This window comes from Nakamurella sp. UYEF19 (genome assembly GCF_040546275.1).
In the GTDB taxonomy this organism is placed as follows: domain Bacteria; phylum Actinomycetota; class Actinomycetes; order Mycobacteriales; family Nakamurellaceae; genus Nakamurella.
On record NZ_JBEPNO010000002.1, the window covers coordinates 328,258 to 354,655 of the forward strand.

At 65.5% G+C, this 26,398-nt stretch carries 20 protein-coding genes; 9 read left to right on the plus strand and 11 right to left on the minus strand.

Annotation, left to right across the window (positions count from 1 at the left end):
* The first annotated feature begins 59 nt into the window (after positions 1-59).
* The 4 genes from ABIB25_RS04685 to ABIB25_RS04700 all read left to right on the plus strand — a co-directional run bounded on the left by ABIB25_RS04685 (position 60) and on the right by ABIB25_RS04700 (position 7,110).
* A complete protein-coding gene (locus ABIB25_RS04685; RefSeq protein ID WP_354527254.1) occupies positions 60-560 on the plus strand; it encodes a hypothetical protein in 501 nt (166 codons plus the stop codon).
* 383 nt (positions 561-943) lie between these two features.
* Positions 944-2,890: a site-specific DNA-methyltransferase gene (locus tag ABIB25_RS04690; protein ID WP_354527255.1), complete on the plus strand. Its 1,947-nt coding sequence runs from the start codon at positions 944-946 to the stop codon at positions 2,888-2,890.
* Positions 2,887-5,205: a DEAD/DEAH box helicase gene (locus tag ABIB25_RS04695; RefSeq protein WP_354527256.1), complete on the plus strand. Its 2,319-nt coding sequence runs from the start codon at positions 2,887-2,889 to the stop codon at positions 5,203-5,205. The genes ABIB25_RS04690 and ABIB25_RS04695 overlap by 4 nt, the downstream gene beginning before the upstream one ends.
* 765 nt (positions 5,206-5,970) lie before the next feature.
* Positions 5,971-7,110 (plus strand): hypothetical protein, encoded by a 1,140-nt coding sequence (locus ABIB25_RS04700; protein ID WP_354527257.1) that lies wholly within the window; start codon positions 5,971-5,973, stop codon positions 7,108-7,110.
* On the opposite strand, the gene ABIB25_RS04705 is transcribed toward ABIB25_RS04700, so the two are convergent.
* Entirely contained in the window at positions 7,095-7,970 is an 876-nt protein-coding gene (locus ABIB25_RS04705) for a hypothetical protein (RefSeq protein WP_354527258.1), read from the minus strand. The two genes, ABIB25_RS04700 and ABIB25_RS04705, sit on opposite strands and share 16 nt — an antisense overlap.
* Positions 7,971-8,071: 101 nt before the next feature.
* Here ABIB25_RS04705 and ABIB25_RS04710 point away from each other — a divergent pair, with 101 nt between their 5' ends.
* Positions 8,072-8,221: a hypothetical protein gene (locus tag ABIB25_RS04710; RefSeq protein WP_354527259.1), complete on the plus strand. Its 150-nt coding sequence runs from the start codon at positions 8,072-8,074 to the stop codon at positions 8,219-8,221.
* A gap of 129 nt (positions 8,222-8,350) precedes the next feature.
* On the opposite strand, the gene ABIB25_RS04715 is transcribed toward ABIB25_RS04710, so the two are convergent.
* From ABIB25_RS04715 to ABIB25_RS04725, 3 genes are all read right to left on the minus strand, one after another.
* Positions 8,351-8,929: a recombinase family protein gene (locus tag ABIB25_RS04715; RefSeq protein WP_354527260.1), complete on the minus strand. Its 579-nt coding sequence runs from the start codon at positions 8,927-8,929 to the stop codon at positions 8,351-8,353.
* Between the two features lie 338 nt (positions 8,930-9,267).
* Positions 9,268-9,537 carry a hypothetical protein gene (locus ABIB25_RS04720; RefSeq protein WP_354527261.1) on the minus strand — a complete coding sequence of 90 codons (270 nt, stop codon included), beginning with the start codon at positions 9,535-9,537 and terminating at the stop codon, positions 9,268-9,270.
* 49 nt (positions 9,538-9,586) lie between these two features.
* On the minus strand, positions 9,587-10,027 hold the full coding sequence (locus tag ABIB25_RS04725) for a hypothetical protein (RefSeq protein ID WP_354527262.1): 441 nt from the start codon (positions 10,025-10,027) through the stop codon (positions 9,587-9,589).
* A 626-nt stretch (positions 10,028-10,653) separates the two neighbouring features.
* Between ABIB25_RS04725 and ABIB25_RS04730 the strand changes: the two genes are divergently transcribed.
* The 4 genes from ABIB25_RS04730 (at position 10,654) to ABIB25_RS04745 (ending at position 13,917) form a co-directional block, all read left to right on the plus strand.
* Complete coding sequence (locus tag ABIB25_RS04730) at positions 10,654-11,262, plus strand: hypothetical protein (RefSeq protein ID WP_354527263.1); 609 nt, start codon at positions 10,654-10,656, stop codon at positions 11,260-11,262.
* 2 nt (positions 11,263-11,264) lie between these two features.
* Complete coding sequence (locus ABIB25_RS04735; RefSeq protein ID WP_354527264.1) at positions 11,265-13,184, plus strand: type IV secretory system conjugative DNA transfer family protein; 1,920 nt, start codon at positions 11,265-11,267, stop codon at positions 13,182-13,184.
* Positions 13,165-13,503 (plus strand): hypothetical protein, encoded by a 339-nt coding sequence (locus ABIB25_RS04740; protein ID WP_354527265.1) that lies wholly within the window; start codon positions 13,165-13,167, stop codon positions 13,501-13,503. The genes ABIB25_RS04735 and ABIB25_RS04740 overlap by 20 nt, the downstream gene beginning before the upstream one ends.
* 213 nt (positions 13,504-13,716) lie before the next feature.
* On the plus strand, positions 13,717-13,917 hold the full coding sequence (locus ABIB25_RS04745; RefSeq protein WP_354527266.1) for a hypothetical protein: 201 nt from the start codon (positions 13,717-13,719) through the stop codon (positions 13,915-13,917).
* A 35-nt stretch (positions 13,918-13,952) separates the two neighbouring features.
* Here the strand turns inward: ABIB25_RS04745 and ABIB25_RS04750 are convergent, their stop codons facing one another.
* From ABIB25_RS04750 to ABIB25_RS04780, 7 genes are all read right to left on the minus strand, one after another.
* Positions 13,953-14,837: a hypothetical protein gene (locus ABIB25_RS04750; RefSeq protein ID WP_354527267.1), complete on the minus strand. Its 885-nt coding sequence runs from the start codon at positions 14,835-14,837 to the stop codon at positions 13,953-13,955.
* A gap of 134 nt (positions 14,838-14,971) precedes the next feature.
* Positions 14,972-15,685 carry a single-stranded DNA-binding protein gene (locus ABIB25_RS04755; RefSeq protein ID WP_354527268.1) on the minus strand — a complete coding sequence of 238 codons (714 nt, stop codon included), beginning with the start codon at positions 15,683-15,685 and terminating at the stop codon, positions 14,972-14,974.
* Positions 15,686-15,725: 40 nt separating this feature from the next.
* Positions 15,726-17,162 (minus strand): hypothetical protein, encoded by a 1,437-nt coding sequence (locus tag ABIB25_RS04760; protein WP_354527269.1) that lies wholly within the window; start codon positions 17,160-17,162, stop codon positions 15,726-15,728.
* 32 nt (positions 17,163-17,194) lie between these two features.
* On the minus strand, positions 17,195-17,515 hold the full coding sequence (locus tag ABIB25_RS04765; protein WP_354527270.1) for a hypothetical protein: 321 nt from the start codon (positions 17,513-17,515) through the stop codon (positions 17,195-17,197).
* An 85-nt stretch (positions 17,516-17,600) separates the two neighbouring features.
* On the minus strand, positions 17,601-24,593 hold the full coding sequence (locus tag ABIB25_RS04770; RefSeq protein WP_354527271.1) for a helicase-like domain-containing protein: 6,993 nt from the start codon (positions 24,591-24,593) through the stop codon (positions 17,601-17,603).
* A 25-nt stretch (positions 24,594-24,618) separates the two neighbouring features.
* Positions 24,619-25,620 carry a DDE-type integrase/transposase/recombinase gene (locus ABIB25_RS04775; RefSeq protein WP_354527272.1) on the minus strand — a complete coding sequence of 334 codons (1,002 nt, stop codon included), beginning with the start codon at positions 25,618-25,620 and terminating at the stop codon, positions 24,619-24,621.
* On the minus strand, positions 25,617-26,042 hold the full coding sequence (locus tag ABIB25_RS04780) for a transposase (RefSeq protein WP_354527273.1): 426 nt from the start codon (positions 26,040-26,042) through the stop codon (positions 25,617-25,619). The genes ABIB25_RS04775 and ABIB25_RS04780 overlap by 4 nt, the downstream gene beginning before the upstream one ends.
* Between the last annotated feature and the right edge of the window lie 356 nt (positions 26,043-26,398).

A 26,398-nucleotide genomic window follows, 5' to 3' on the forward strand; every position in this document is an offset into this window, starting at 1 on the left:
GTCGGCGTTAGGCCGAACGTGAACGCCTGCCGATACTGAAAAAAGTGGAGAACCAATCCATGATTGTCACCTACCTCACCGACACTCCGACCGATCCGACCGATCCGGTGAACTCGCCGAACGGCGTGGCCAACATGATCTACAACATGGTCACCACCCACCCGGCCGCAGCGACCGTTCAGGACTCCGGCTACCCTCCGTCGTCCCCGCACAACCTGACCGGCATGGTGTTCGGCTACGTCGTCTTCTTCCTGGTCGCCTGCTGGATCGCCTTGAACGTCTGGGGCAGGCGCAATGAGCGCCGGATCGCCCGCACCCCTCGGTACGAAGCGGCCTACCGCACCCTGCTCAACCAGGACTGGTACGGCCGCGGTTACGGGGCGTACCCGGTCCCGCCCGCCGAACTGCGCGGCCCGAACGACCAGTTCTGGCAGGCCGCCGTCGCGGCAGTCAACCGACAGGCCAACGCCGAAGACGCCGTCAACGGCGACCTGGCCGCAGCCAAGCGCCGTGGCTACGCCAACGGGTTCGCCGCCGGCTCTATATGGGATCGCCACTGATTTCAGGCTCAGTGTTAGGCGAGTCGCCGAATATGTCGACGTTGGTTCTCGACACGGGGTCCCGACATAGTTCTCCTGCTTGGCTCGTTGTGTCCGCTGCCCGTGTCAAGCAACGACCGTTTTCCGACACCGCAAGATGTGTGGACCGTGCCTCTTTGGCAGTCCTCGCCCTACTTGACAGGGGACGTCCCGGCTGATTCCACGGAATCACGCAATGCCCCCGCACCAGGCAACACCGGACAGATAGACCGGGCGAGCGTCTGGTAGGCGCGAGCCGCTGACTGCGCCGAACCAGTCGCTGTCGGTGCCGTCTGCTGTGCTACCGCCGAGCCCCTCCGCTAGGTTGGGGGTTCTCTTCTGCGACCGAGGGTAGGGCAACAAGCGTGGACGACCTGGACGATCTCGAACTGCTGAGCAAGGACGAGCTGATCGAGATGCTAAGCGAGCGTGCCGACGCCGGAGTCAACATCACCTTCCCCGGCAAGGCCGTCACCCGGCGGATGGCGCGTAGGGTGCGTCCTCGGATTCAGCGAACCATCGCGAAGTTGTCGGTAGGCCCACCTGAGCAGCAGGCGCGGAACCATCTCATTGAAGGCGACAACCTTCAGGCGCTGGTCACGTTGTTCAAGGAGCGCGGTCACGCGGACTTGATCGTGACTGATCCTCCCTACAACACCGGGAACGACTTCCGGTACAACGACAAGTGGGATACGGACCCCAACGACCCTGGCCTGGGCGAATTCGTCGCCGCCGACGACAAGGCTAAGCACACGAAGTGGATGAAATTCATGTGGCCCCGGCTGCAGATGATGCGGGCAATGCTCAAGCCAGGGGGAGTCCTGGCGATCTGCATCGATCAACGTGAGCTGTTTCATCTAGGCGGGATGTTGGACGAGCTGTTTCACGAGAAAAACCGATTGGCCATCATCAACTGGCAAAAGTCGTACTCTCCCAAAAGCGACTCAGACCACGTGAGTACTGCAACGGAGTACGTCCTGGTCTACGCGAAGGAAGAAGACCGCGCCAAGACGAACCTCCTCGACCGTACGGATCTGATGGATTCCAGGTATCAGGCGCGTGATGGAGATCGGCGCCGTTGGAAATCCGGTGATCTGTCCGCTGGTGAAGCTGCCTCGCATCAACCGATGGTCTATGCCATCCAGTCTCCCTTTACGGGGGAGCTTCACTACCCGCCGGAGAACCGGTGCTGGTCCATGGGTCGGGCAGCGCTGAGGAAAGTTCTTGAACAGTGGGGCGTTGAATATGTCGAACGGGACCTGAATGATGCCTCAGAACGAGCAAGGATTGCCGGTGTTCCCGTGTCCGAGGTCAAACGCGGGGTCAAAGCTCTTATGGTCAAGGGGAGCCCGAAGGCAGCCAAGACGGCGGCAACAGCGGTCTTGAAGGTAGGTCCTTGGCCAGTTGTCTATTTCGGGATTGGTGGAGCCGGGCGACCCGCTCACAAGCGTTACCTGGAGGACGTCAAGGCGGGGTTGGTACCAATGACCTACTGGGCCGACGATGACCACAAGTTCCCCGAAGCATTGGGCGTCATATCTTGGCCGCATGCCCAGTCTGGTCACTCACAGACGGGGATCAACGAATTGAGTGCCGTAGTCGGCAGGGACCACGCATTCCGAACGGCGAAACCCGTCCGCTTGATGGAGAAGATCATCCAGATTTGGTGTCCTCCCGATGGGCTGGTCCTTGACCCATTCGCAGGCTCAGGGACGACGGGTCATGCGGTTCTCGGTCTGAACCATCAGACGGGAGCGGACCGGCGATTCATTCTTATCGAGCAGGGTGCCCCCCAGCGCGGTGATTCATACGCACGGACCCTGACTGCAGACCGGCTGACTAGAGTCATCAATGGGGATTGGAAAAACGGAGAAGGCGTCCCGACCGGCGGCGGGTTCTCCTTTCAGCAGCTCACCAAGACCGTCGATGCGACTGCATTACTTCAGATGGAACGGGACGAGATGGTCGATACGGTCATTGCTTCCTACTTCGACGCGGGCCGCAGGCGATCCGGAAGTTTGGAGCGGCTTACTGCCGACTACGTTCACCTCGTCGCCAAGAACAAGGACGAAGAGGGTTTTTACTTGATCTGGGGTGGCCCAGATAAGAACACCGACATGACCGAGGACGTTTACGAAGAGATCGTAGCGGAAGGTGTTAAAGCTCAGCTGAGGCCGCACTACCACGTGTACGCCCGATACAACCTGTTCGCCACCGAAGGAGTTCGCTTCTATCAGATTCCTGACCGCATCCTCGCAGACTTTGGCCTCGATGTTCGTACGGAGTCGTTCGATTCGGAGGAAGATCAGTGACGACGCTCTTTCAGTTTCAAGAGGAAGCAGCGGCGACGGTCGCCGATCGCTTCCTCGAATACCTCGAAGACCCGCCGCAGGGTGGGGGCACTAAGAAGTATCCGAAATTCACCCCGTTCTTTCAGGCTCTTTCCGCGCTGACAGGCGCCGGGAAGACCGTTGTACTAGCGGAGGCGGTGTCCCAGGTTGCGTCCACGATGGCGGTGCGACCGATCATCATCTGGTTGTCCGTTGGAAAGGTGGTCGTTCGGCAGGCCTTCGCGAATCTCTCGCCGGGAGGGAAGTACCACACGCTCTTGGACAACACACGAGTGGTAACGCTTGCCGACTTCACCCCCAGCGAGGCTCTGGATGCGACATCTGCGCTCCTGTGCTTCGCAACCGTTGGAACATTCAATCGGTCTGAGAAGGAAAATTCGACACTGTCGATTTTCAAATCCGATGTCGACCAGATTGGTACGTCTATATGGGAAGAACTGAAGGTCAGGGTCAGCAGTGACGGTGTCCGACGACCGCTATTCATCGTCTACGACGAGGGCCATCGACTTACGGACCCCCAGACCGAGCTACTGTTGGAGCTCGAACCTGACGCCTTTCTGTTGGCCAGCGCAACGATGAAGCTCCCGTCGCGTTTGGCCCGGGAGTACGAAGCGCTAGGCCGCGCGGGCTGGACGGATGACCGTTTGGTCACGCGTATGTCCTCGAAGGCGGTGGTGGAGTCGGGCCTGATCAAGGCTGCCGTGGATTTGGCCGGCTACAACACTCCTATGGAGGAGACAGTGTCTCAACTGATCGAGGCTTGGCGCGAGGCAACTGTGGAGGCCGCAGCACTTCCCAACCCGTTCCAGCCAAAGGCAATGTACGTTTGCAATACCAACATGACTGCCGACGACGCCTACGTCGCCGATGATCCAAAGCAACTGTTCGAGCAGCGGCAAGCGCCGCCCATTCTGATCTGGCGCTATCTTGTCGAGCAGCTTGGAGTCGATCCGGCGACGGTCGCCGTGTACGCCAGTCTTAAGGTCCACGCTGAGTACCCGCTACCTGACGAATTTATTCTATATAGGGGTGCCGATAAAGACTACGAGACATTCACCGAGGGTAACTACAAGCACATCATTTTTAACTTGGGGCTCCAAGAGGGCTGGGATGATCCGGAAGTGTATTTCGCGTACATCGACAAGTCGATGGATTCGCGGATCCAGATTGCTCAGGTGATCGGACGGGTGCTTCGACAGCCTAACGCTATGCGCTACGCCGGCGCGCACCTGAACACCGCGTACTTCTACGTGCGCGTGGATCGAAACGAGGTCTTCGCCGAAGTCGCGGACGAGGTCGAGAAAGAGCTGGGCGCAGCCAGCGGAGGCGCTATCAAAATTACGACCACTCCGCCGGGTAAGAAGAAGCCTATCGATTTTCCGGTGAAGGTCATGATGGAGGTCCCTTATACCGGGCTCAATAGCGTTGACGCGCAGAAGCCGATCCATAAATTGACCGCAACCTTCGCGGATTACAGGGAGCCGTCTGTGAACACCACGGGAACCGGCAGTCGGAAGGTGTCGCGTCAAGTCATTGGCGGCGACGCCGTCGATGGTGTATGGGAGACGTTTGAGCAGGCTTCCAAGGTTTCAGCCCGGTGGGTGCTTCACCGCGAGGTTCAGCGTAGGTTCCGGGAGGCGTTGGACGTCGTGGATCTGAAAGACGGGAAGCTCAACGCGCAGGTTGGCGTCAATAGCCCCGCGTTCCAACAGGTCCGCGAGCTTGCGGAGAAGATTGTCAATGTGTACATAGACGAAGTACGGATCAAGCAGCGTCTCTCAAACCCGTACGTTCCCAAGACCGACCAGGCCCGGCCAGATGAGGTGACAACATTCATCAACGCCATTCATTCCGGGTACGCCGGGTTGAACAGCTTGGAGTTGCCGTTCGCGCGGGCCGTCGACCAGACGGGGCTGACCTGGTGCAGGAACCCGTCACGGGTGGGCTACGGACTACCTCTGGTTGCTATCGGCGCGACGTCGAACTTCTACCCGGACTTCTTGATCTGGACGGACACGCGCGTGATCTGCGTAGATACGAAGGGCGGCCATCTCGTTCGAGAGACGGCGGGCCGAAAATTGCTGCACATCCAACCGCACCCTGAGGCGGCCCGGCGACTCGATATCCAGTTCGTCACCGACGGTTTCTGGGACCACGACCTGGTCAACCAAGGCCCCGACGGGTACACCCGCTGGGGCCTCAATGACGAAGGCAAGTTGAAGGCGAAGCACTTCGATTCGCTCGCCGAACTGGTCGAAGCACTGACTCGCGACTAGTAGACGCACGGCAGCACCGCTTCCTTCATGGCCGGGGCGCGCAACAGAAGCACGACGGATTCGGACACGGCCGTACGGCAACCGCGCAGCGTGAGGTGAGAACTGGCGCGGTGCCGCGAATCGGTAACCGTGGCGCGCCGTGTCCACGCGACGGCCTTTCTGAACGTAGGAATCGCGGTGCGGGAAATGAGATGGCCAGTTATGCGCAATCTCGGGGGTGGTCGTCGCCTGCGGCGTGGTGGGCGCGCCAGATCGTGGCGGTCGCGTCGGCTCCGGCGGAGTCGAACAGTTGGGTGAGGGCTTCGAGTTGCGTGCAGGTGAGGTGGGTTCCGATGCTGTCGGCGAGTTCGACGTCGTTCCACGCGTCGACGAGGTGAGATGGTGTGGGCCAGTGCGTTGGTGGCGATGATCTTGTGTCCGATGGTGGTGGTTCGCGGGTTCATGGTGGGTTCCGTTCGGTAGGAGCGTGGGTGTCGGTGTTGATTCCGTAGAATCAGCGGTGGAGCTCGGCCTGGGCATTGTCGGTGAGCTCCTGGCGGTCGGCAGTCCCGTGCGGTCATCGATGGGATGGGTCGGCATTCCCGTCAGGCGGATCTCACGGCTCTGGGATCTGTGGGACACCGACCAGATCAACCGCCTCTACACTGTGTCTGACCTCGGGCGATTCAAGTCCCACATCGTCTACCAGGCCACTCTGCGGGGCTACCGGTCGCGACCTGACACGCCACCGAGGGACAGCCGTAGCCTGATTCCGCAGAACTAGAGTTGCCGGAGCCGGACATACTTGCTAGCCGGCTTGGCGTTGACCTTCGGGGGTGTGAAGTGAAGCCGTCACTGTTCGATCCGCGGTGGCCGAAGGACAAGTGGGATCCGCAGTTCGCACATCTTCACGCTCCGGCGTACGCCGCGGCGCGTCGACTGCTGGACGCGACGTTTCAGACGATGGTCGATGTCGACGGCAATTTCGGTCGGGATTTCGCCACGACCGGGTTCTCTCCGCGGCTTTTCGAGCTGGCTATGTTCGCCTACCTGGACGAGTTCGGCTTGGTTCCGCCGGCCGGCCGGCGCGACCACCATCCGGACTTCATCATCGGCGGCGGACGGGATGTGGCCGTCGAGGTGACGACGTCGAACCCGACCCACGGTTCGCCGGCGGTCGGTTCGAAGGTGCCGGCGGACCTGGCGGACCTGATGCCATCGGATGCGATGGAGGCGCGCCGCCGGCTGGTGTTCCAATTCGGCAAGGTCGTGCGGGCGAAGCTGCAGTGGAGCAACGGGGTCGGGCAGCGCTACTGGGAGCTCCCGCACACGCGGGATCTGCCTTTCGTCGTCGCGTACGGCGCCTTCCACGACTCCGCGGCCTTATGGCTTAGCGGCAACGCGATCGCGGAGTACCTGTACGGCCAGACCGATCGGGTCGATTACGTCGACGGGAAGCTGATTCTCACTCCGGAGCCGCTGATCGAGCATCACTGCGGGGACAAGAATCCGATACCCAGTGGTCTTTTCAGGCAGCCGGAAGCCCAGCGCTTGGCAGGAGTGCTGTTCAGCAACGAGCACACGGCTCCGAAGTTCCTGCGGATCGGCCTTGAGCGCGGCTACGGCGATGATCGAGTGCTGGCGATGCGGGTGGGTTTCGAGTACGACCTCGATCCGAACGCTTCGACGCCAAAGGGGTTCACGTACCGGGTTGGGGAGCGTCCGGCGACTGATCTGGAGACGTTCGCGGAGGGGTTACATCTGTTCATCAACCCCTGGTGCGAAAGCTCGCTCAGTCCAGAGTTGTTCCCGGAGCTGATGGTGCATCAACTATTGCCCGATGGCCGGTTCTTGACGACCTATCCGCCCGGGACGACGCTTCATCCGGTCGCATCTCGTACGGCGGTCATTCAGATCACGGACTGATCGGGAGTCGCGGACCGCGTTTCGTGAGCGTGACGACGGGCCACGGTGAGTCCGAGGACGGTCAGCAGGTCGATGCAGACGGTGTCGATCATTCCGGGCAAGGTCAGCGGCGCGTACATGTCTGGGTTGCTGCTGGGGGCGACTCGGGCCATCTGTTTCTGCTGGCCGGCGTATTCGGCGAGGGACTGCAGGTGGTGTTGCCTGGCCTCCTCGAGTAGGGGTTCGGGATCGGCCGCCGGGTCGTTCAGGAGCGTGACGGCTTTGAGGCGTGCGTCGATGAGGCCGATGATCGTGTCGCTGGTCAGCGGGGCTGAGGGGTGGCCGAGGGCGCGGCGGATCTTGACCGTGTGCGGTTCGAAGACGCTGCGGATCTTGCGGTCCAGTTCGGGGTCCATTCGGCCGGTCCAGGCGACGTTGGTCAGCGCGTCGCGTAGTTCTTGCCGGGCTTCGTCGGTGGCGTCGGGGTGGTCCAAGGTGCCGAGGATCTGACCGGCTGAGATGCGGGCGTTCTTCTGCGTGCTGCGGGCGTCGCCGAGCCAGGTGCGAAGGGCACGGATGGCCTGCCGCGTGGGTACGTAGTCGTTGCCCCAGTAGGTCCACAGGGAGACGGGTATCCGGGCGAGGGTACGGATGCGGTGTGTCTGACGGTGGTGCAGCAGGGTCAGGAGCAGGCGGCGCTGGTTCGCCGGGTAGAGGGCGCGGTGGGATCCGTGGCCTTTGCCGGCCGGCCGCCGCTGCGGGACATCGAGCAGTCCGGCTTCGGTCCAGTCGCGGACGAGTCGGACGGTTGCGAGGTAGCCCACTCGTTTGGAGTCGGCGACAAGGTCTTCGATCGTGCCGGGTCCGGTGATCCAGTCCATGGTTTGGAAGTTACACGATATTGATCGGTCTGGGTCGTGGCGTGGGCGGCGAGGTTCGGTGAGACTGAAGGACAGATTCGAGTGGGAGGGAGGTGATTGTTATGGCGAAGGCAACGGACCTTCAGCTGGCCGGCAAGTTGCTGGTGGTGGTTGGGGCGGCGGTGTCGGTCGGTTTGCTGCCGAAGGGCTGGCAAAAAGGCGTGTCGGCCGCGACGTGCGTTCTGATTCTGCTGAAGCTGCTGGCACGGTAGCGCGGAGGGTGCGTGAATGCGTTGTGCCCGTCGGTGCGCCGGTGCTCGGAACGCGAAATCGGCGCGCCAACATGGCCCAGGACTCGGGAACGTCCGACGAAGTGCAGAGTAGCCGTGTGTAGCAGCGCGTTACTGAGAGTTGAGATGCCGGTAGATGCTGGCTCGTGAGACGCCGAGCGCTTTGGCGATTTGGGTGGGTGTTTGGCCGTTGGCGCGGCGGGCTCGGGCAGCAGCGAGGGCGTCGGGGGTCATGACGGTGGGTCGGCCGCCGGTGCGGCCCTGTTCGCGGGCGGCGGCGAGACCGGCGAAGGTCCGTTCCTGCAGCATATCTCGTTCGAGTTCGGCGAAGGCGGCCATCATGGTGAAGAAGAATTTGCCTTCGCCGGTGGGTGTGTAGGTGCCGGCGAGCCGACCGGTGAGGATGCGCAGGCCGACGCCGCGGCTGTGCAGGTCGTCGGCCATGGTGAGTACTTCCTTGACGGACCGTCCGAGGCGGTCCAGTTTCCACACGCACAGGGTGTCGCCAGCGCGGAGGTAGTCCAGGGCGGCGAGCAGCCCGGTGCGGTCCTTGACGCGGCTCGAGACCTTGTCTTGGAAGATTCGCTGGCAGCCAACCTCCTCGAGGGCGTCGCGTTGCAGGGCGACGGTCTGCGGGGCGGTGGAGACGCGGCAGTACCCGATCAGTTTGCTGTCTTTCCGGATTGCCACGCACGCACTGTCGCACAACCCATCTCACAACGCCAGTAGTGATCGCTGTGTTGTGAGATGGGTTGTGGACGTTTCGCGGCGGCGTGTCGAGGTCCTGTCGTGGACGTCTCAGAATCGATCGTTTATCGGACACTGCTCGGGGACGGTGGGCCCTACGATGCTGGTCATTCGGGAGATGCTCCGGAGTCGCTGCCGATGATCAACCGACCGGTCGACCTCGCACGGCTGATTCGGTGGAATCACGGCGAAGGGCACCTCGAGGTGCATGCCGAAACGGCTGCCGAGTTGCGTTGTGGATGCTCGGACTAGGTAGGTCCGTGGCGGTGAACCGGTCGGTCTCAATGAAGGCGGACGGTCCCGTCGGGGTTGTGGTCGTCGCCTTCGTCGTCCCCGGTGGCGTGGTGGGTCCGCCAGATCGCGGCGGGTTCGTCGGCTCCGGCGGCGTCGAAGAGTTGGGTGAGGGCTTCGAGTTCGGTGCAGGTGAGTTGGGTTCCGATGCTGTCGGCGAGGGCGCTGTCGGTCCAGGTGTTGATGAGGTGGCTGATGGCGTCGGCGAGTTCGGCGGGGTCGATGATCTTGTTTCCGGTGGGGGTGATGCGGGGGGTCATGGTCGGTTCCGTTCGGTGTGGGCGGGTGTCGGGTGGTGATTCCGTGGAATCAGATTTGGAGATCGGCTGGGGTGTTGTCGGTGAGCTGCTGGCGGTCGTTGTAGCCGCTGCTGAATGCCTTCATGAGGCGGGTGGTGCGGGGGTCGCCGACGGGGGCGTCGCCGATCATGGCCATGACGGCGGGGTTGAGTGCTGCGGCGCGGGTGCGGCCGTTGTGGTGGGCGTTCCAGCCTTCGTTGTAGGCGTGGGCGTCATCGCGGGTGCCGGGTGAGAGCGTCGGGTTCGGGGTGGGGTCGTTGGTTTGTATGGCGATGAGAGTGGCGGTGGCCCAGGTGTTGTCGAGGGTGGTGGACAGGCGTCGGGTGTAGGGGTGGTCGGCTCCGAAGGCGGCGGTGATGGCGGTGAGGGCGTTGTGCTGGTCGGCGGCCAGCAGGTCCATTGCGTCCAGGATGGTGGTGGTCTGTTCGGTGGTGAGGGCGATGCGGTTCATGGTGGCCTCCTGGTGTGTTGCGGGTGGTCCTTGGCTGACCGTTTTTCTTTCCCGCTGGCAAGAGACCGAAGGTTGGGCCGTGGAAGGCGGTTCTGTCAGCCCCGGAGAACGGAGTGTGGGTTGACAGAATTGCCGCGGCCCGACAATCGGGGGCCAGCGGGGAAGAAAAGTGCTTGTTGTGGGGATGCGTCGGCGGAGCCGGCTCCGCCGAGTGGTCGGCGGTCCGGTGTGGCGATTCGGGGGTGTCCTGGTGAAGGCGGCGGTGGGTTCCCGGGACGTTAGGGGTGGGAATCGGGGTCCGGGTTGACCGCTGTTGCCGGTGCTTGTGAGGTGGTAGGTGATTGACCGGTGACGGGGTGTGAACGTTGTTGGTTCATGTTGCGGTGAAACGGGGTTCGGCTGTGCTAGCTCGCATCGTTGTGTCTGCACCAGTGGTGGACGGTGGCCAGCAGCGGCCGGCCGGTGGTGTGGAGGTGGGCAGCGTGACTGAGGTGTTCGGTGCGGCAGAGGTCGGTACGTCGATTTGGCTTGGTGAGCTGACTCGGACTTGCGTGGATTCCGCGGGCGATCCGGCGACGTGGTCGACGTTGGTGGGTGCTCTGGGCCATTTCCACGGTTTGCACTGCGTGAACGTGCTGCTGGTGTGCGCGCAGCGTGCGCCGGCTCCGCCGGCCACGGTGGGCAGCGTCGCCCAGTGGAGGATCGCAGGCGGAGGCGTTGGTGCCGGCGATCCGTCCGCGGTGTGGGTGTGGCGACCGTCCGTTCTTGCCGCTGCTGGGCTGCCGCTGCCGCACGGCGGTGCGGACGCTGTTATGCCGGTGTTGGTGAGCGAGCAGCGGGCTCCGGCGCGGGTGGGGCAGCGGTTCGTGTCCAGCGTTGACGTGCTGGCGCAGCTGTGGGACATCGAGTTGGAGTCGGGCTCTGGTGACCTGTTGGCTGCGGTGTGTCGGCGGGCGTTGCAGCTGGAGGGCAGAGCGATCGGCGACTCGGCGTTGGTGGATTCGGTGACGGCCGCGGTGCGGTCGGCGCACGGTTTGAGTTGGTCGCCGCCGGCCGTGCCGTGGGGCGACCCGATCGTGAATGCGGAACGGGTGCGGGCGGCGGCGGCGTTGGTGCTGGGCGGTTTGGCCTCGACGCACTCCGGCGGCGGCTGGCCGATTCGGATACCCCGACATCGCCCGAGTCATCATGACCGGCCGGCGGCGACGGGCAAGCATGCGAAGGGTCTGCTGTGAACATGGCGAAGTCGTTCACGAAGGAGCCGGTGCTGTCGCCGAAGGCGGTGCTGGCCTGCGTGGTTGGTGCGTCGTTGTTCAGCTTTGTCGCGCTGATGTGGCTCGGTGGGCAGGTCGCGGCGCTGCTGGCCGGGCACGGTTTCGCCTCCGGAGGGTTCCTGTCCGGCTTTGCGGGGTTGTTGAAACCGGGTCGGCCCGGGTGGGATTGGACTTCCCAGGTTGCTGGGCCCGCTGTCTATTGGCCAGTTCAGATCGTGGTGGTGAGCGCCGCGGCGTACGGGGTGGTCCGGGTGGTCCGGTGGTGGCGGGCCCGGGTCAGCGAGGAGACGCCGGAGAAGCGGACGCAGAAGCTCTTGGACCGTGAAGGTGTCGCGACGACCGCGGATCTGCGTCGTGAGGTCGGACCGATGACGTTGGTGAAGAAGGCGGAGTCGTTGCGGCCGAAGCTGTTGGCTGATGCGCGTGAGTCGGTGGGGTTGCCGCGGCGGTTCGACCCGCCGTTGATGCCGCAGGAGACATCGGCGATGGTCCGGTACCTGCTGGGCACCGGGAAGGTGCAGCCCACCGATCTGGGGTGGCGGTGGGGATTCTCGCGGGGGGAGGGTGTGTGGACCTCGGTCCGTGATTCGGTTTTGGTGTGTGCGCCGTCCGGGGCGGGCAAGGGCGTCTTCACGGTGATCAACGCCATTTTGGATGCGCCGGGCGCGGTCATTGTCACTTCGACCCGTCCGGATGCGTTGACTCCCACGTTCGAGGCGCGGCGAGAGGTCGGGCCGGTGGCGGTGTTGTCGGCCGACGGCGCGGTGAGCGGCCTGCCGAATTCGTTCCGCTGGTCGGTGATTCGGGGGTGCGAGGACGGCGAGACCGCTCAGATCCGTGCGGAGGTGCTGGCGGCCGACAGCGGGAAGGGAGTGGAAAACGCCTCGTACTGGGAGGGGAAGACGAAGGAGACGTTGAAGACACTGCTGCACGCGGCGGCCTTGGGCCGCAGGTCGATCCACGACCTGTGGATGTGGACGAAGTCGCCGCTGGCGGCGATGGAGGCCGTCCGGATCTTGGACAGCATGCCGGAGCGGGCAGAGATGGGCTGGGCGCAGATTCTGCGGGAAAAGTTGGAGGGCAACCACACGAAGCTGGAAAACGAGTGGGGCGGTGTGGTTTCCGCCTTGGAGGGCTTGGACATTGCTGCTGTGCGGGAGCGGTTCAACCCGGGTCCGGGCGAAGAATTCGACGTCAAGGCGTTCCTGTACGCCAAGGGGACGTTGTATCTGTTGGCTGATGAGGGGCATCCGGCGTCGAAGTTGTTGTCGGCGTTGATCGCTGATGTGGTGCGGGTAGCGCGGCGGGAAGCTGATGGGTCGCTGAAGTCGAGGCTGGACCCGCCGTTGACGTTGGTGCTGGATGAGATCGCCAACTTCTCGCCGTTGCCGAAACTCCCGGAGTATCTGTCGGCCTACGGCGGGTCGGGGATCATCACTAGGGCGTACCTGCAGTCGTTGGCGCAGGGTCGGGACAAGTGGGGTGATCAACGAGCCGCTTCGATGCTCGGGTCGGCGACGGTGAAGGTGTTCTTGCGGGGCGGCGCGGTCGCGTCGGACTTGAAGGATCTGGAGACGCTGGTCGGGGTCCGCGATGAGGAAACGTGGTCGCAGTCGCGCAGTGATTCCGGTGGTGGTGGGTCGTCGTTTTCGGTGTCGTCCTCGGTCCGGTCGGTGCCGGTGCTGCTGGCGTCGGAGATCGTGCAGCTCCCTGAGGGGGTGGCGCTGATGATGGTGGGCAGCGCCGCACCGATCATCGTGACGATGGAGCCGTATTACCAGCGGAAGGATTACTTGGGAGAATGGCGTGCGTCCCAGGACTTCTGGGAGGACAAGATCATTGAGGCTGCGAAGGAACGTGCCGATGTCAGGTCACCCCGGTGACGATGTGGTGGCGCAGTACCTGGCATCGGCTGCCTGGCACGAGCGGCGCGGTTGGTGGCTGGAGTGGTACGACGAACAGTTCGGCGGACTGCCGAGATGTACCTGTTGTTTCACCACCGATGATGTCGACCTGCTGCATGTGGACTTCCAGAACTTCCGATTCGAGCAGGTGAATGAAGTGGTCGCGGTGTGCGGGCGCTGCCGAGCTTTGATCGCGGCGGAGCTGCAGTCGATGGAGGCGCGGATGCCGGGGATGCCGTATTTCCTGGCCGTGCAGACGGCGATCGGGGCGGTGTCCCGTGTCGTCCGCGAGGAGTGATCGGGGGTGGTGAGACCGCCGCGGCAGGGATCGAAGTGGACAGCGGAGCGGCCGGGAATCCGGGCCGAGTACGACCGGTACATGCGGTCGCGGGCGTGGCAGGACCGGCGGTCGCAGTGGTTTGAAACCGACGCCGAGCGCAACGGTGAAAGCCGTTGCGCTGTCTGCGGTTCCACGGAACGATTGCAGCTGCATCACCACGACTATGTTCGGATGGGTGCGGAGCGGCACAGTGATCTGGTGGCGTTGTGCAAATCCGATCATGAACGGCTGCATCTGATCTGGGATAGTTCACCGCAGTGGCGGCGGCTGCCACGGGCGGTCGGGTCGCCGGCGTTGGTGGCGACCATGGCCGCTGAGATGCGCCGGCTTCGGCGACCGGCCTTCGCCGCGGACGAGGCCGACGAGCAGTGACGCGGCGCTCGCCGTCGCCTGCCGGATCGGCGTAGTCAGTCGGGTGGGTTGAGATCCGGCGGTGTCTTCGCCGCCGCTCTGGCCGCTCGTTTTGCTTTGGTGATGACCCTTTTCACCGTGGTGGCCGGGTCTTCCAGGCGCAGCAGGGTGCGAATCCAGTGGGCTTGGGCGTTCGGGGTCTCCGGGTTGCGGTTGCTGATGTGGGCGGCGAGCATCGTTTCGGCGGCGGTGAGCTGCTGGGTGTCCAGGATCCGTTGGTCTTCCCCGATGAGCGAGTCGGTGGCGGTGTCGGCGGCTTCGCCGGCGGCGGCGGCAACATCGTGCAGAGCGTCAGTGACTGCGTGCACTGCGCGGGTGACGGCTTCTGGGGATGGGTTGGCGGGGTCGTCACCGCCAGCGGTGAGTGCTTCGTCGATGTGCTGGTGGACGGCGTCGACGTGGTCTTGGAGTACTTCAGCCGCTGCTGCCTGGCGGGCGGCGTGTACGGCGCGTCCGGTGCGGGTCGTTCGCTCCTGCTGGAGGGCTTCGTGGAAAAGGGTGATGGACCATTCCGGTAGGCGCGGTGTGTCGATTGGGGTGTGGCCACGGCTGGTGTTGCAGTTTCCGCTCATCTGGCGTAGCCGGTCGAATGCCTGTTCGCGGCCGGCGTCCCAGTCCATCCCGGTGCGGCCCAGTCCCATGCTGGGGTGATGGGCCTGTTGCCAGCCGAGCCAGAGGTGGGTGAGTTCTTCCCGGAGGTTGGGGTGGGAGAACCAGCAGGGCGGGATGGTCCCTTCCGGGACGATGTAGGTGGTGACGAGCCACCGGATCCACGTCGCGAGGTCGGTGATCTGACTCTGGTAGTCGAAGGCGTCCAGGGTGTCCCAGAGGATCGGGGTTGGCATCGGGGTTGGTGCGGCATCTTCGATCGGCTCGGTCACAACTGTTCCTCCTTCGGATTGTGCTCACGTCGGAATGCGCGGGTGGGCGGTGTGCTACGCGCTTGGGTGGAAAACGCGACCGGCCCGGCACCTGTGGTGCAGCGGTGCCGGGCCGGAGTTGGGGCTGGAGCGGGTCAACGGGTGAGTGTCTGCTCTGCTGCGCGGGCCTGGTCGACGGACGGGGCGGGACCGGCAGTCGCGGCGGCCGCCGTCGTGGGGGTGATGTGTTCGGGGATGGAGATGCCGACTTCGCCGGCGGCGGCGATCAGGTGGTTGACCTTGAACTGGCTGCGTTCGGCTCCGAGGTCGGCGGGCAGGTTCCAGGACTTGGTGGCGGCGGCGTACTTGAAGCCGTCGGCTTTGAGCAGGGCATGCAGGTCGGTGTCGTCTTTGGAGACGCCGGCAACGCGGATGGTGTCGGGGCCGTGGATGACGTGGGGTTCCTCGGCTCGGAGGGCCGCTGGTTCGGGGGTTTCGGCGGTCAGCGCGCGTTCGACGGTGCTGTCCGGTGTGCTCGGGCGCAGCGGTGCGGCTTTGAGAGTGTCGACGGTGACTTTGATTTCGGCTCCGGCGGTGTTGTCGCGGCGGGTGAACACTTCCAGTTCGGGTCGGCCGGCGATGGTGATGCGGTCGCCGGACTTGTGGTGTTCCATCAGCCGTTCGGCGTTGGGTCCGAAGGCGGCGAGGGGGTAGAAGTCGGTGCCGGTGTCGACCCACTTGTTGTTTGTGCGGTCGGTGTAGCCCTGGTTGACGGCGAGGCGGGCGTTGGCCCAGGCGCGTCCGTTGGCGCTATAGCCGAAGTTGATGTCGCCGGCGATGTGGCCGGTGGCGGTGATCCGTGAGGTCATGACGGGTTCCTTTCGGTTGGTCGCTGCTCCGGGGTTGGGGTCAGCGTTGCGGGAAGGCGCGGTGAATCGATTCGGTGATGCTCGGGGCGGTGGTGGCTGCGTAACTGGGGCCGGCCGGTGCCGCCCCGGCGGTTTCCAGGAGCGAGAAGCCCAGGTGCGGGCCGATGGCTTTGACGGCGGATAGCCGGAAGTTGGTGCGGGTCCGGTTGGCCTCCGGTGTCGGCATCGTCCAGGTGCCGAGTTCGTCGATGACGGGTTGGAAGTGGTTGGCATCCAGGTGTTCTGCCAGCTCGGCATAGCCTGGGTGGTTGGGCGCGACGGTGAGTCGGACGCCGGTGGGTGATGTATTGATGGTCATGGTGGTTTGCGGCGGTGAGGTGTCCAGGTGGGCGGCGTGTGGCCGCTGCTGGGTGTGTTGGTCGGCGGCGGCCTCGGCCTGGGCTCGGCTGAGCGGGAGGGTGCCGCCGGTCATGATTTCGGCGGCGAGCTGCCAACGGGCGTTGGTGCCTGGGACGGGTTCGGCTCCGCCGCTGGCCAGGGCGGCGCGGCCGAGCGCCGGGAGCAAGGTGAGGCGAATTTCGGGGCTGTTCACCGCGCGTGCGTAGTCCATCCAGTCGACGGTGGATTCCGCGGAGGCGGCGACCACCGTCGCCGCAACCTCTGCCGGGTAGCCAGCCTGTTGCAGCTCGCCGGTCATCGCCTGGGTGTACTGGTGCTGCCAGTAATTGGCGGCCGCCAGGTTGATGGCTTCGGGATGGGTCTGCCGGATCTGGCCGGCGATCAGTTCGATGTCCGCGGGGTTGTTGTCGGTGCCGGTGAGTGCCGCAACGATCTCGAGTCCTGGGAGCGATGCGACGTACTCGATGGCCAGTCGCTCCTGCGGTCCGGTGGTCCGGTCAGCTGCCTGTGACAGGGTCGAGTGCCCACCGAGTGCGACCGAGATGCGGTTGGTCAGCTCGGCGATCATAGAGTCGGCGTGATCGCCGTAGGCGTATTGGAATCCTTCTCGGTTCCAGGCGATGTTGGTGCCTGGTTGCGGTTCTCGGCCGAGCATCGCGACGGCGGCGGTGCCGAGTTCGGCCAGCAGCAGCATGTTCAGCGCGAGGCGGTTGTCGTGTTGGCCGCGGTCGCAATCGGAGCGGAGCTGCTCGGTGGAGGACCGTTCGACGTGGTCGCCGATCACCGCGTTCACCACCTCCGGTGGGTAGCCGGCGGCCGTGAGGTGGGGGGTGAACTGGCCCCAGAAGACCCCGGCGACATACTCCCGGTCGCCGCGTCCGGTGGTTTCCTGGATGTGGGAGGAGTTCTGCTCGACCAGCACGGATATGGGCTCTGGGGAGTCCTCGCCTGGGTCGGCCTGATAGATGCCTGGGACCAGTGAGCGGTAGGCGTCTTCGGCTGGCCCTTCGTAGATGGGAGGCCCCGCGGGGTCGTCTGGGTGTGGGACCGAGATCCAGATGCTTTGGGGCGCGGTCATCTTGAGGGGCTCCTATTCCGTTTGGTATGGGTTTAGCGGCGTCCGACGTCGCGGTTCAGGCTCGGCATTGTTGGGGTTGCAGGTGAGAGTGCTTGCGGCCCCCCGGGTCCGGGGTAGGGGCGGAGCAGGAAATGTTGGGCGTTATTGGCTCCGAAGCTGCGGAGCTCGTGAACCCGGTGGGTGCGGCGGGCGTGTCCGGTGTCGGCGGGCAGGTAGTAGTAGGTCTTGGCCGCTTTGAAGCCGAGCTGGGTCAGCGCAGTCCGCAGTTCAGCGTTCGCAGGGTCGACGCCGTGGACGCGAGTGCCGACAGGCCCGTGTTCGATCACGGCGGCCGGTTGCGGCGTCGAAGTCATGCCGGCGTCCCCGCCCAGCTCAGGTGCGGGCGGCGGCGCGTCGGAGGACCTTGGCATGCCTGCTGGTGGGGCATCGGTGGTTGAGCTATCGCAGCGGTCCGGGACGGAGCGGTTGCGGGTTGTCGTGTGCGGGGCCTACCGGCTGGGTATTGCCCGGTGCGGGGTCGTCGGGGTGGGCGTGGACGGCTATGGCCCGTCCCATCTGTTGAAGGGCAGCGATGAGCTGGTGGACGCGGTGGGTGCGCCGTTCGAGTCCGGTGTTGCTGGTCTGCACCCAGCTGGTCCGGCGCGGCGACCATTTCCAGTTGCCCTCTTTGAGTAGACCTCGAAGCTCAGTGTCGTCGCGCCTGGTGCCGACGACCTGGGTCCCGGCCGGTCCGTGCTCAATCCGCATACCGTCGCATGTTGGCGTACCAGGGTTCGTCGGCCCGGGGGATTGCGGGAGTGTGGACGGGAGATCCCGGTCAACAACGAGCTGATCCGATTCGTGCAGCAGTGCCGCACTGAGCTGGTTGGGGTGAGCAGCTGCGGCGGTGATCGGCGATGGTTCGGGTTGCGCCGCTGATTCCGTGGAATCAGGATTCGGCACGGCACGTAGGTGCCGGCGCGGCTCGGCCGCCGGTGGTGCCGGCGGTGGGGGTGGCACTGTGCTGGGGTGGACGACCAGCACCGTGTCGGGTTGCTGCCGGATCTGCCGGGAACCGTTGGCGACGGTGAGGGTGATGATGTTCCGGGCTTCTCGGTGGGGGTCTCCTGGGTCGGTGACGGTTCCGGTGTAGACCTGCTCGGGGCCGCCGCCCAGCGGCAGCGCGGTGATGGTGACGTGTTGACCGGTAGTCAGTTCGGTGATCGGCAGGAGCCGGGAACCGTTGCCGACGTTGAGGATCAGCAGTTCGCGGGCGGTGAGGCTGTCGGTGGGGCGACCGAGGATTCCGGTCTTGGTGGTGGGGCGTTTGGTGAGTTCGGTGGTGACGCCGGTGGCGAGGTTGGCGACCGTGAGGGTGCGGGTGCTCCACCCGCGAGCGGCGATGACTCTTCGTGGGGCGTCGCCGGCCCGTTCGGCGGGAAGAATGTCGCCGGGTCGGATCTCGTTGATGGTGGTCATGCCGTCGGGGAACAGTTTGTGCAGGCGGGAGCTGTGGGTGAATGTCTCGGCGGCGGCGGGCGGTAGGTGGGTCAGCCAGTTCGGGGGGCGGAGCGGTTGTCCTTGGGGTGTCTCGGTTTCGGCTTGGTCGGCGGCGATCTCGGCGTCCAGGGTCCGGATGAGCCGGCGGAGGTCGGTGATCCGGACGGCGTCGGGGAAGTCCGGTTGGGTCAGGGCTTCGGTGTCGGCGATGCGTCCGGCGGTGCCTAGGAATTCGGTGTGCAGGTTGGCGACGACGCTGTCGAGTTTGGCGAGGTGGTTCTGGATGCGGATGACCAGTCCGAGTCCGGGGGTGGTGGGGGAGGCCATGTCTTTGAGGTCGGCGTAGGCGGCGGTGGGGGACGGGCCGCCGCTGATTTCGTTGGCGAGTTCGGGGAAGTGGAACCTGATCTTCTGGTCGGTGCCGGGGACCGCGGTCATCCACAGTGCGAGGCCGGCCCAGGTGCCGATCTGTCGGTTGACGGCCAGGACCCGCCCGGTGTGGGGGTTGTACGGCCCGGCGAGGTGGAACAGGGCGCGGCCGGCATCGCTGCGGCTGGTGTAGCGGGCACCGTCGAGCTCGGCGGCGAAGTCGCCGTCGAGTTGCCTGCTGGTGCGCTGCGCGATGCGTTGCCGGTTCGGGAGTTCCCGTTCGAGGTCGGCGTGTTTGTTGCGGATTTGGTGGACGGTGAAGGTGAGGTGGCGTTGCTCGGAGTGGTGCGCCCGCTCGAGCATTTCCAGTTGCTGGAGGTCTTGCTGGGCTTGGTAGCGCTGCTGGATGCGGGGGTCGCCGGACGCGGCGATGGCTTGTTGTTCGAAGGAGACGGTGTCGGAGTCGTCGACGTCGATGTGGCGGGCGGTGCCGCCGGCGCGGACTTGGGCGATGGTGCGGGCTTTGTGGGTGACGACTTGCCAGGAGAACGCGTCGAAGGTTTGTTCGGTGATGTAGGTGTGGACACGGACTGGTCCGAAGTTCACGTTCTGGTTGCCTTGGCGGATGATTCGGCCTTCGCGTTGTTCGATGTCGGCCGGCCGCCAGGGCGGGTCGACGTGGTGCAAGGCGACGGCGCGGTCTTGGATGTTCGCGCCGGTGCCCATTTTGTGGGTGGAGCCGATGAGGACGAGGGTTCGGCCGTCGCGGCAGCTGGCGAACAGGTCGGCGCGGGCGGTGTCGGAGTTTCCGGCTTCGTGGATGAACCGGATGGTGGTGGGGTCCATGCCGGCGTCGATGAGCAGCGATTTGAGTTCCCGGTAGACGTTCCAGGTGTTGCTGGGCGTGGACTGGTCGCAGAAGACGATCTGCAGGGACCCCGGTCGGGGTGATGGGTCGCCGTTCGGGTCGAGGTAGATCCGGTCCTTCGTGTCCTGCCAGGTGGTGGCGATGGTGTCGGCGAGGGAGCCGAGGCGGCCGCCGGCCGGGTCTGGGTCCAGATCGGCCAGGCGAGGGTCCAGGGCGGCTTTGCGGCCGTCGCCGGACACCTTGAGCATGTTGTCGATCGTCGGGTCGATGCCGCCCATCTTGAGGGCGGCGGAGCGGGCCTCCAGCTCGCGGGAGTACAGCGCCTGTTCTTCCGATCGGGGCAGGACGTGCTGGGTGCGGGTTCCTGCGTCCAGCTCGGGGAGGGCGACGTCGAGTTGGTCGCGGGTGACGACGTCGGCCATCTGTTGCCACATGCGGGTCATGTCGGGGACGTTGACGAACCGGTTGACGCGGGTCTTGGACTGGAATCCGGCGCCGGTCGGTTTCATCTCCAGGCGGGTGACGGCGCGCAGGTGCTGTTTGGCCCAGGAGTCGAAGACCGCCAGTCCGGCTTCCTCCAGCAGTTCCGGGGCGACGTAGCTGAGCTGGACCCACATCTCGCGGGGCGAGTTGGGCAGCGGAGTTCCGGTGGCCATGGTCGCGACCCGCAGCGGCCGGTCCGGGTCGGTGCGGGCGGCGGCCGCGGCGCGTTCCCGTAGGAGTTGCAGTTTCATGGCCATGTCGGTGGCCCGTTGGGCTTCCTCGGGTCGGGCCAGGTCTCGTTCACCGGAGATGACCTGGCGGTTCTTGTAGTGGTGGAATTCGTCGACGAACAGGTAGTCGCAGCCGGTGGCCTCGAAGGTCAGGCCGATGTCTTTGCGGACGGCGGGGTTGTCGGCAGTTCTGACGACCTTGCTGAGGTTCCGTTCCAGGCGCTTCACGGCGGCCTGGATCGCTTTGGTGGCTGAGGATTTGCTGCGGGCGTCGGCGTCTTTGCGGGCCAGCAGCGCGGTGCGGAGCTGGTCGAGGCGGTCGTCGATGTAGCTGGTCTGCGCGGCGGCGGAGACGGGGATGCCGATGAACAGGGATTCGGGGCAGACGACGAGGTCGTAGTCGCCGGTGGCGGACAGGGCGGCGAATTCCCGGCGGGATTCCGGGGTGGTCGCCGACGGTCCGGCGAGGATCTGCGCGGCCGGGTACCACTGCTTCGCCTCGCGGACGACCTGCTCCACGATGTGGTTGGGGACGACCAGCCAGGGTTGGCGGGCTTGGCCGAGCCGGCGGAGTTCCATGGCACCCATGGCCATGGTGCCGGTTTTCCCGGCACCGACGACGTGGTCCAGGAGCGTGGTGGGTTCGCTGGTGATCCGGGCGACGGCGTCGACCTGGGTGGCGCGGGGCCGGAAGTGGGTGCCCAGGCCGGGCAGCGTCAGTCCGGAGCCGTCGTAGCGGCGGGCGACGTGGGTGTTGAACCGGCGGTTGTAGACGGCGGTGAGCCGATTGGCGCGGTCGGGGTCTTCCCACAGCCACGTGCTGAACCGGTGGGCGATCGCCTCTCGCTTGGCGATGGCGGCGGCGGTGCCTTCCTCGTCGGGTACGTCCCGCGGGTTGCCGTCGTAGTCCAGGACAGTTTTGGTGACCAGGACGGGCGTGTTGAACAGCAGCGACTCGAAAAGGGCGTAGCCGTCGTGGGTGTCGGTGCCGTACCGCAGGTCGACCACCGTCTTGCCGCGGTCCTTCGGCGACACGTCGAGGTCGAAACAGCCGGCGGCTTCCAGCCAGGTGATGGTGGAGTCTTCGGCTTCGAACACTTCGCGCAGGAAGCGGGCGTAGTCGGAAGGGTCGATCCAGGTGACACCGGGTCGGGCTTCGATGTCGGCCGGCGTCAGATCGGCGGGGATAGCGGCGGCGAGGGCGGCGACGTTGACCTGATACCGGTCATCGGTGAGCGCCGCGGCCACTGCGTTCTCGTGTTTGAGGCGGACGTTGCCGGACAGGTATTGAGCGGCCGGGACGATGCCGCCCGGCGGCGCTGTGTGGGCGGCGATGAATTGGCGGGTGGCATCTGCGTCGGGGGTGAGGGTCACCGGTACGTCGCGGGTCAGGCCGCCCGGGTTGTCATAGACCAGGGTGCCCAGTAGTTCCCGGGCCCGGTCGGGGGTGATGCTGGAGTAGCCGTCGGGTTCGGTGAGGATGGCGGCGATGGCGTCCAGGTCGACGGTTCCGGAGTTGTCGGAGACGACCCGGAGGGCTTCGGCCGGGTCAGCGGTGACGAGGGTCTGGTGGCGGTCGGAGATGACGTCGCCGAGCAGGATCGGCGCGGGCCGGGCGGTCTGGGTGTCGGCGTCGAACACTTCCAGGGCGAGGACGGTCGCGAATCCGGGGTCGACGCGGAGGCGTTCCACCGCCGGTGGGCGGATGTGGACGTTGCGGTGGACCTGGACCTGCATGACTGGGTCGCCGGCGTCGGTGAATTCGGGTTGGCCGCCCAGCTGGCGCTGCCGGGTCGGCCACTCCGGGTCGATCTCGGATTCATCGAGGTTCCGGACGAGAATCCATTGGGTGGTGCCCTTTTCGACGGTCCGGTTGATGGGTCCGTGCGCGGCGGTGTAGGCATGGTAGGCGGCGGCGAGCTGGTCGCGCAGTTCGGCGCGTTCGCCGGCGGCCTGCATGTTGTCGGCCTGGTCGTGGGCGGCGATGAGCGGTTCGGCCAGATCCCGCAGGCGCAGCAGAGTTCGGGCCTCGGCGGTGATCTGCGCTCCGGTCTGATCCCCGACCCGGCTGAAAGTCATCGGTTCCCATTGGCCGGTGACGGGGCTGAGCCGCCGCAAACCGGCGTCGGCGGCGATACTGGTGCCCGGTCGGGCGGCGATCGGGACTTCGGCGTTGGGCAGTTTCACCGGGGCGAGTCCGCTGCTGGGTGCGGTGACGGTGAGGCCGTTGCGCACGGCCCGGGCGGTGATGTCGGTCAGCGCCGCGGTGAGCTGCTCGGTGAGTGTGGTGTCGGTGTTCGGGGTGACCCGCATTTCGTCGTTGCTGTACCTGCCGGATGCGGCGGTGAGGGTGCCCAGGACATGATCGGGGTGGTGGTGGAAGTACCGGTTGACGACGAGTTCGCCGGTGTCGGTGGTCAGTGGAGCGGCGGTGCGCCATTGATCGCGAGGTGCTGGCGCACGGTCGGCTTCCCGTCGTCGCAGGATCAGCAGGTCGACCACGACGTCGGTGCCGGCGGTGGCGCGGAACGCTCCGCTGGGGAGGCGGACGGCGCCGACGAGGTCGGCGTTGGTGTGGATCTCGTCGCGGGCTCGGGTGCCCGCGGCGTCCAGGGTGTAGCTGGAGGTCAAAACCGCGACGATGCCGCCGAGTGCGGTGAGGGCAACGGCTTTGGAGATGAACGCGTTGTGGATCGAGTGGCCGGCGGGGTTGTAGGTGGCGTCGTAGACGCGGTAGTCGCCGAAGGGGACGTTGCCGATCGCGGCGGTGAACGTGTCGGGGTTCCAGTCGGGCGATTCGAACCCTTCGGTGAGGACAGTCGCGTTCGGGTGCAGGGCGGCGGCGATGCCGGCGGTGATCGGGTCCAGTTCCACGCCGGTGAGCTGGGCGGTGGCGGGGGCGGTGGCCATGAAGGTGCCGGAGCCGCAGCCGGGTTCCAGGACGGGGCCGCCGGTGAATCCGAGTCCTTCCAGGGCGGTCCACATGGCTTGGGCGATGGACGGTTCGGTGTAGTGGGCGTTCAGGGTTGACGCGGCGGCGGCGTTCCACTGATCCTGGGTGAGCAGTGGTCGTAGCTCAGCGCGGAACCCGTCCCATTCGGCGGCGCGGATCATCTCGGCGTAGGCGTGTCCCAGCTCGTCCAAGGCCAGGGCGGTGGAGTTGGTGCCGCCGCGGTGCAAGTCGGCGATCGAGGCGCGAACCGTCCGCAGGCCAGCGATGGTTGCGGGCAGATCACCTGGTGTGACCGGGTTTTCCGTTTTCAGCCGCAGGACGGTGGCGGCGGACCGGGGGCTGGCGGCCTGGAGTCGTTCGTAGGCGGCCCGCTCGAGGGTTTCCTGCCGGTTGTGCCACCACGGCGTTGCCGCCTGCGCGTAGGACGGTTCGAAGACGTCGGGGAGGGCACCCCAACCGGTCCACCCGGCGAGGCTCTGCTGCTCGTCGGCGGTGGCGTAGCGGTGGTCGTCGGTGAGCTGGCGCAAGGTCCGGAGCGCGGCGAGGTTCGCGGCGGCCCGCGCGGGCTTGCCGGCCGACGGAACCTGGACGCCGGTGTGGCGGTAGTCGATCGGCTCACCGGTCCGCGGTCCGATCGGCACCGCTACCGGCGGCGGAACGTCCAGGTCACCAGGGCTGTCGACGGCCTCGGCGGCGGATTGGTGGTCGACCACGCCCACGGACACGGTCGCGGGGACGACGGACGGTGCCACCGGGAACAAGGACCCGTCGCGGGCAGACTCGGGAAGATCGGGATCGGGTGCCTCGGGCGGGGTGGGAGCGTGGCCCCATACCTCCCGGTCGAACCGGCGGGGGAAGTCAGTTTCGGGGCGGAACCCGGCGGCGATCTCAGCGGTGACCAACCGGGCACCGATGAACTCCGGCTCCCACTGGTTGTGCGCCACGGCTAGCTCGGAGGCGACCTGGCGGATGAAGTCGAGTCCGGGGACGGTGAATGGACGCAGGGCGGCCACCCGGTCCTGGAACGCCGGCACTTCGCTATCTGTCAAGTCAAGTGAGACACGGGTGTTGAGTTTATTCGGGTAGGGCTGGTTGGGGTTGGTTGATCCAGGCTTTGTCGGGTCGGGCGGGTGGGTGGGGTCGCCGGCCGAACCGCGCCGGGTTGGCGTGGAACGCCGCGGTGAGGGTTGTTCGGCGGGCGTCGTCGATGGCATCGGCGGTGCCGAAGTGGACGGAGGCCGGCGTGTGCCAGCCGATGCCCGAGTGCCGATGAATGTAGTTGTACTGGTAGAAGAATTCTGTGCAGAATTGTTTGGCGTGCTCCAACGAGGTGAAGTGGTCGGGGAAATCGGGTAGGTATTTGAGGGTCCGGTACTGCGCCTCCGAAAAGGGGTTGTCATTGGACACGTGCGGCCGGGAATGGGACCGGGTGACACCAAGGTCGGTCAGCAGCATCGACACCGGTTTGGAGGTCATGGAGGTGCCGCGGTCGGCGTGGACGCTGTGCGGGGCGGTGCCGTTGCGGCCGATCGCCCCGGTGATGAAGTCGGCGGCCAGGTTGGATTCTTCGCAGGTGGAGACCAGCCAGCCGGGGTTGTAGCGGGAGAAGATGTCGATCAGCACGTACAGGTGGTAGAAGATTCCTTTGCTCGGTCCGCGAAGTTTGGTGATGTCCCACGACCAGATCTGGGACGGTGCGTCGGCCATCAACTCCGGCTTGACCTTCGCTGGATGGGTTGCCTGTCTTCGTCTTTCGCGGGTCTGCCCGGCGGCCCGGGCGATCCGGTACATGCTGGACATCGAGCACAGGTACCGCCCTTCGTCCAGCTCACGGGTCCAGATCTGCCCGATCGCCAGATCTGCGTACGGCTCGGTGTTGATCAGCTCCAGCACCGCCGCCTGCTCCGCCGCGGTCAAGGCCTGCCCGTTGTTCGGGACCCGGCGGGCCTCTCGCGGGCCGTGCAGCGGCCCAGCCAGGTGCCGGCGGTAGTGGGTGGCCCGCGGGCGGCCGATCAACGCGCACGCCGCCTTCGTGGTGACCTGCGCGGCGCGGAGCTCGGCGAACGCTGCGGTCAACGCGTCGTCGGTGGCGGCGGCGTGTCCGTGCTCTCGGAGATGGTTTCCAAGAGCCCTTGCAGTTTTCCCATGATCTCCACCACCGCCTGCGACTTCGCCAATTCTTTCGCCAACCGCGCATTCTCAACTCTGAGCTGATCGATCTCCGACGCCGATGTTTTCGGTGTCCGATGTGAAGTGCGTGTCCCGATCAGTCCCGCCGCCCGCGCGTCCCGTTCGGCCTTCCAGTCGCGGACCTGCGATTGGTAGAGACCTTCCCGCCGCAGGACGCCGGCTTTCTCACCGTGCGGGGCCGCTTCGTACTCGGCGACCACCCGCGCTCGGTACTCGGCGGTGAACGTCCGCCGCACCGGATTCGGTGCCGGATTCGTCGCCTCCGCGCCGCTGGGCGTGTCGGTCTGCTCCTGGATGCTAGTGGTCACTGGCTTGTCTCCTGTCACGCCCTACAGCGTTGCACCCGGGCCTTGCGGATGTCTCACTCAAGCCTGGCAGGTAGGGCTTGGGCGCGGGCGTCTTCGCGGGTGGCCGGCCGTGATTCCGTGGAATCAACGGGTAGGGGTGATTCCACGGAATCGGAGGTGGGTGTTGATTCGACGGAATCAACGTCGGGTGCGGCTGGCGGGGCCGGTTCGACCGGATCTCCGACAAGGATTGGAGCTGCGGTGACGGAGCGGGCTGGGGCCGCTTCGAGCAGATGGTCGCTGACCTCACCTGCGGTGTCGAACATGTCGAACTGGGCCGCGTCGCGCGGTTGTCTCCTGGCCATGGGTGCGTTCAG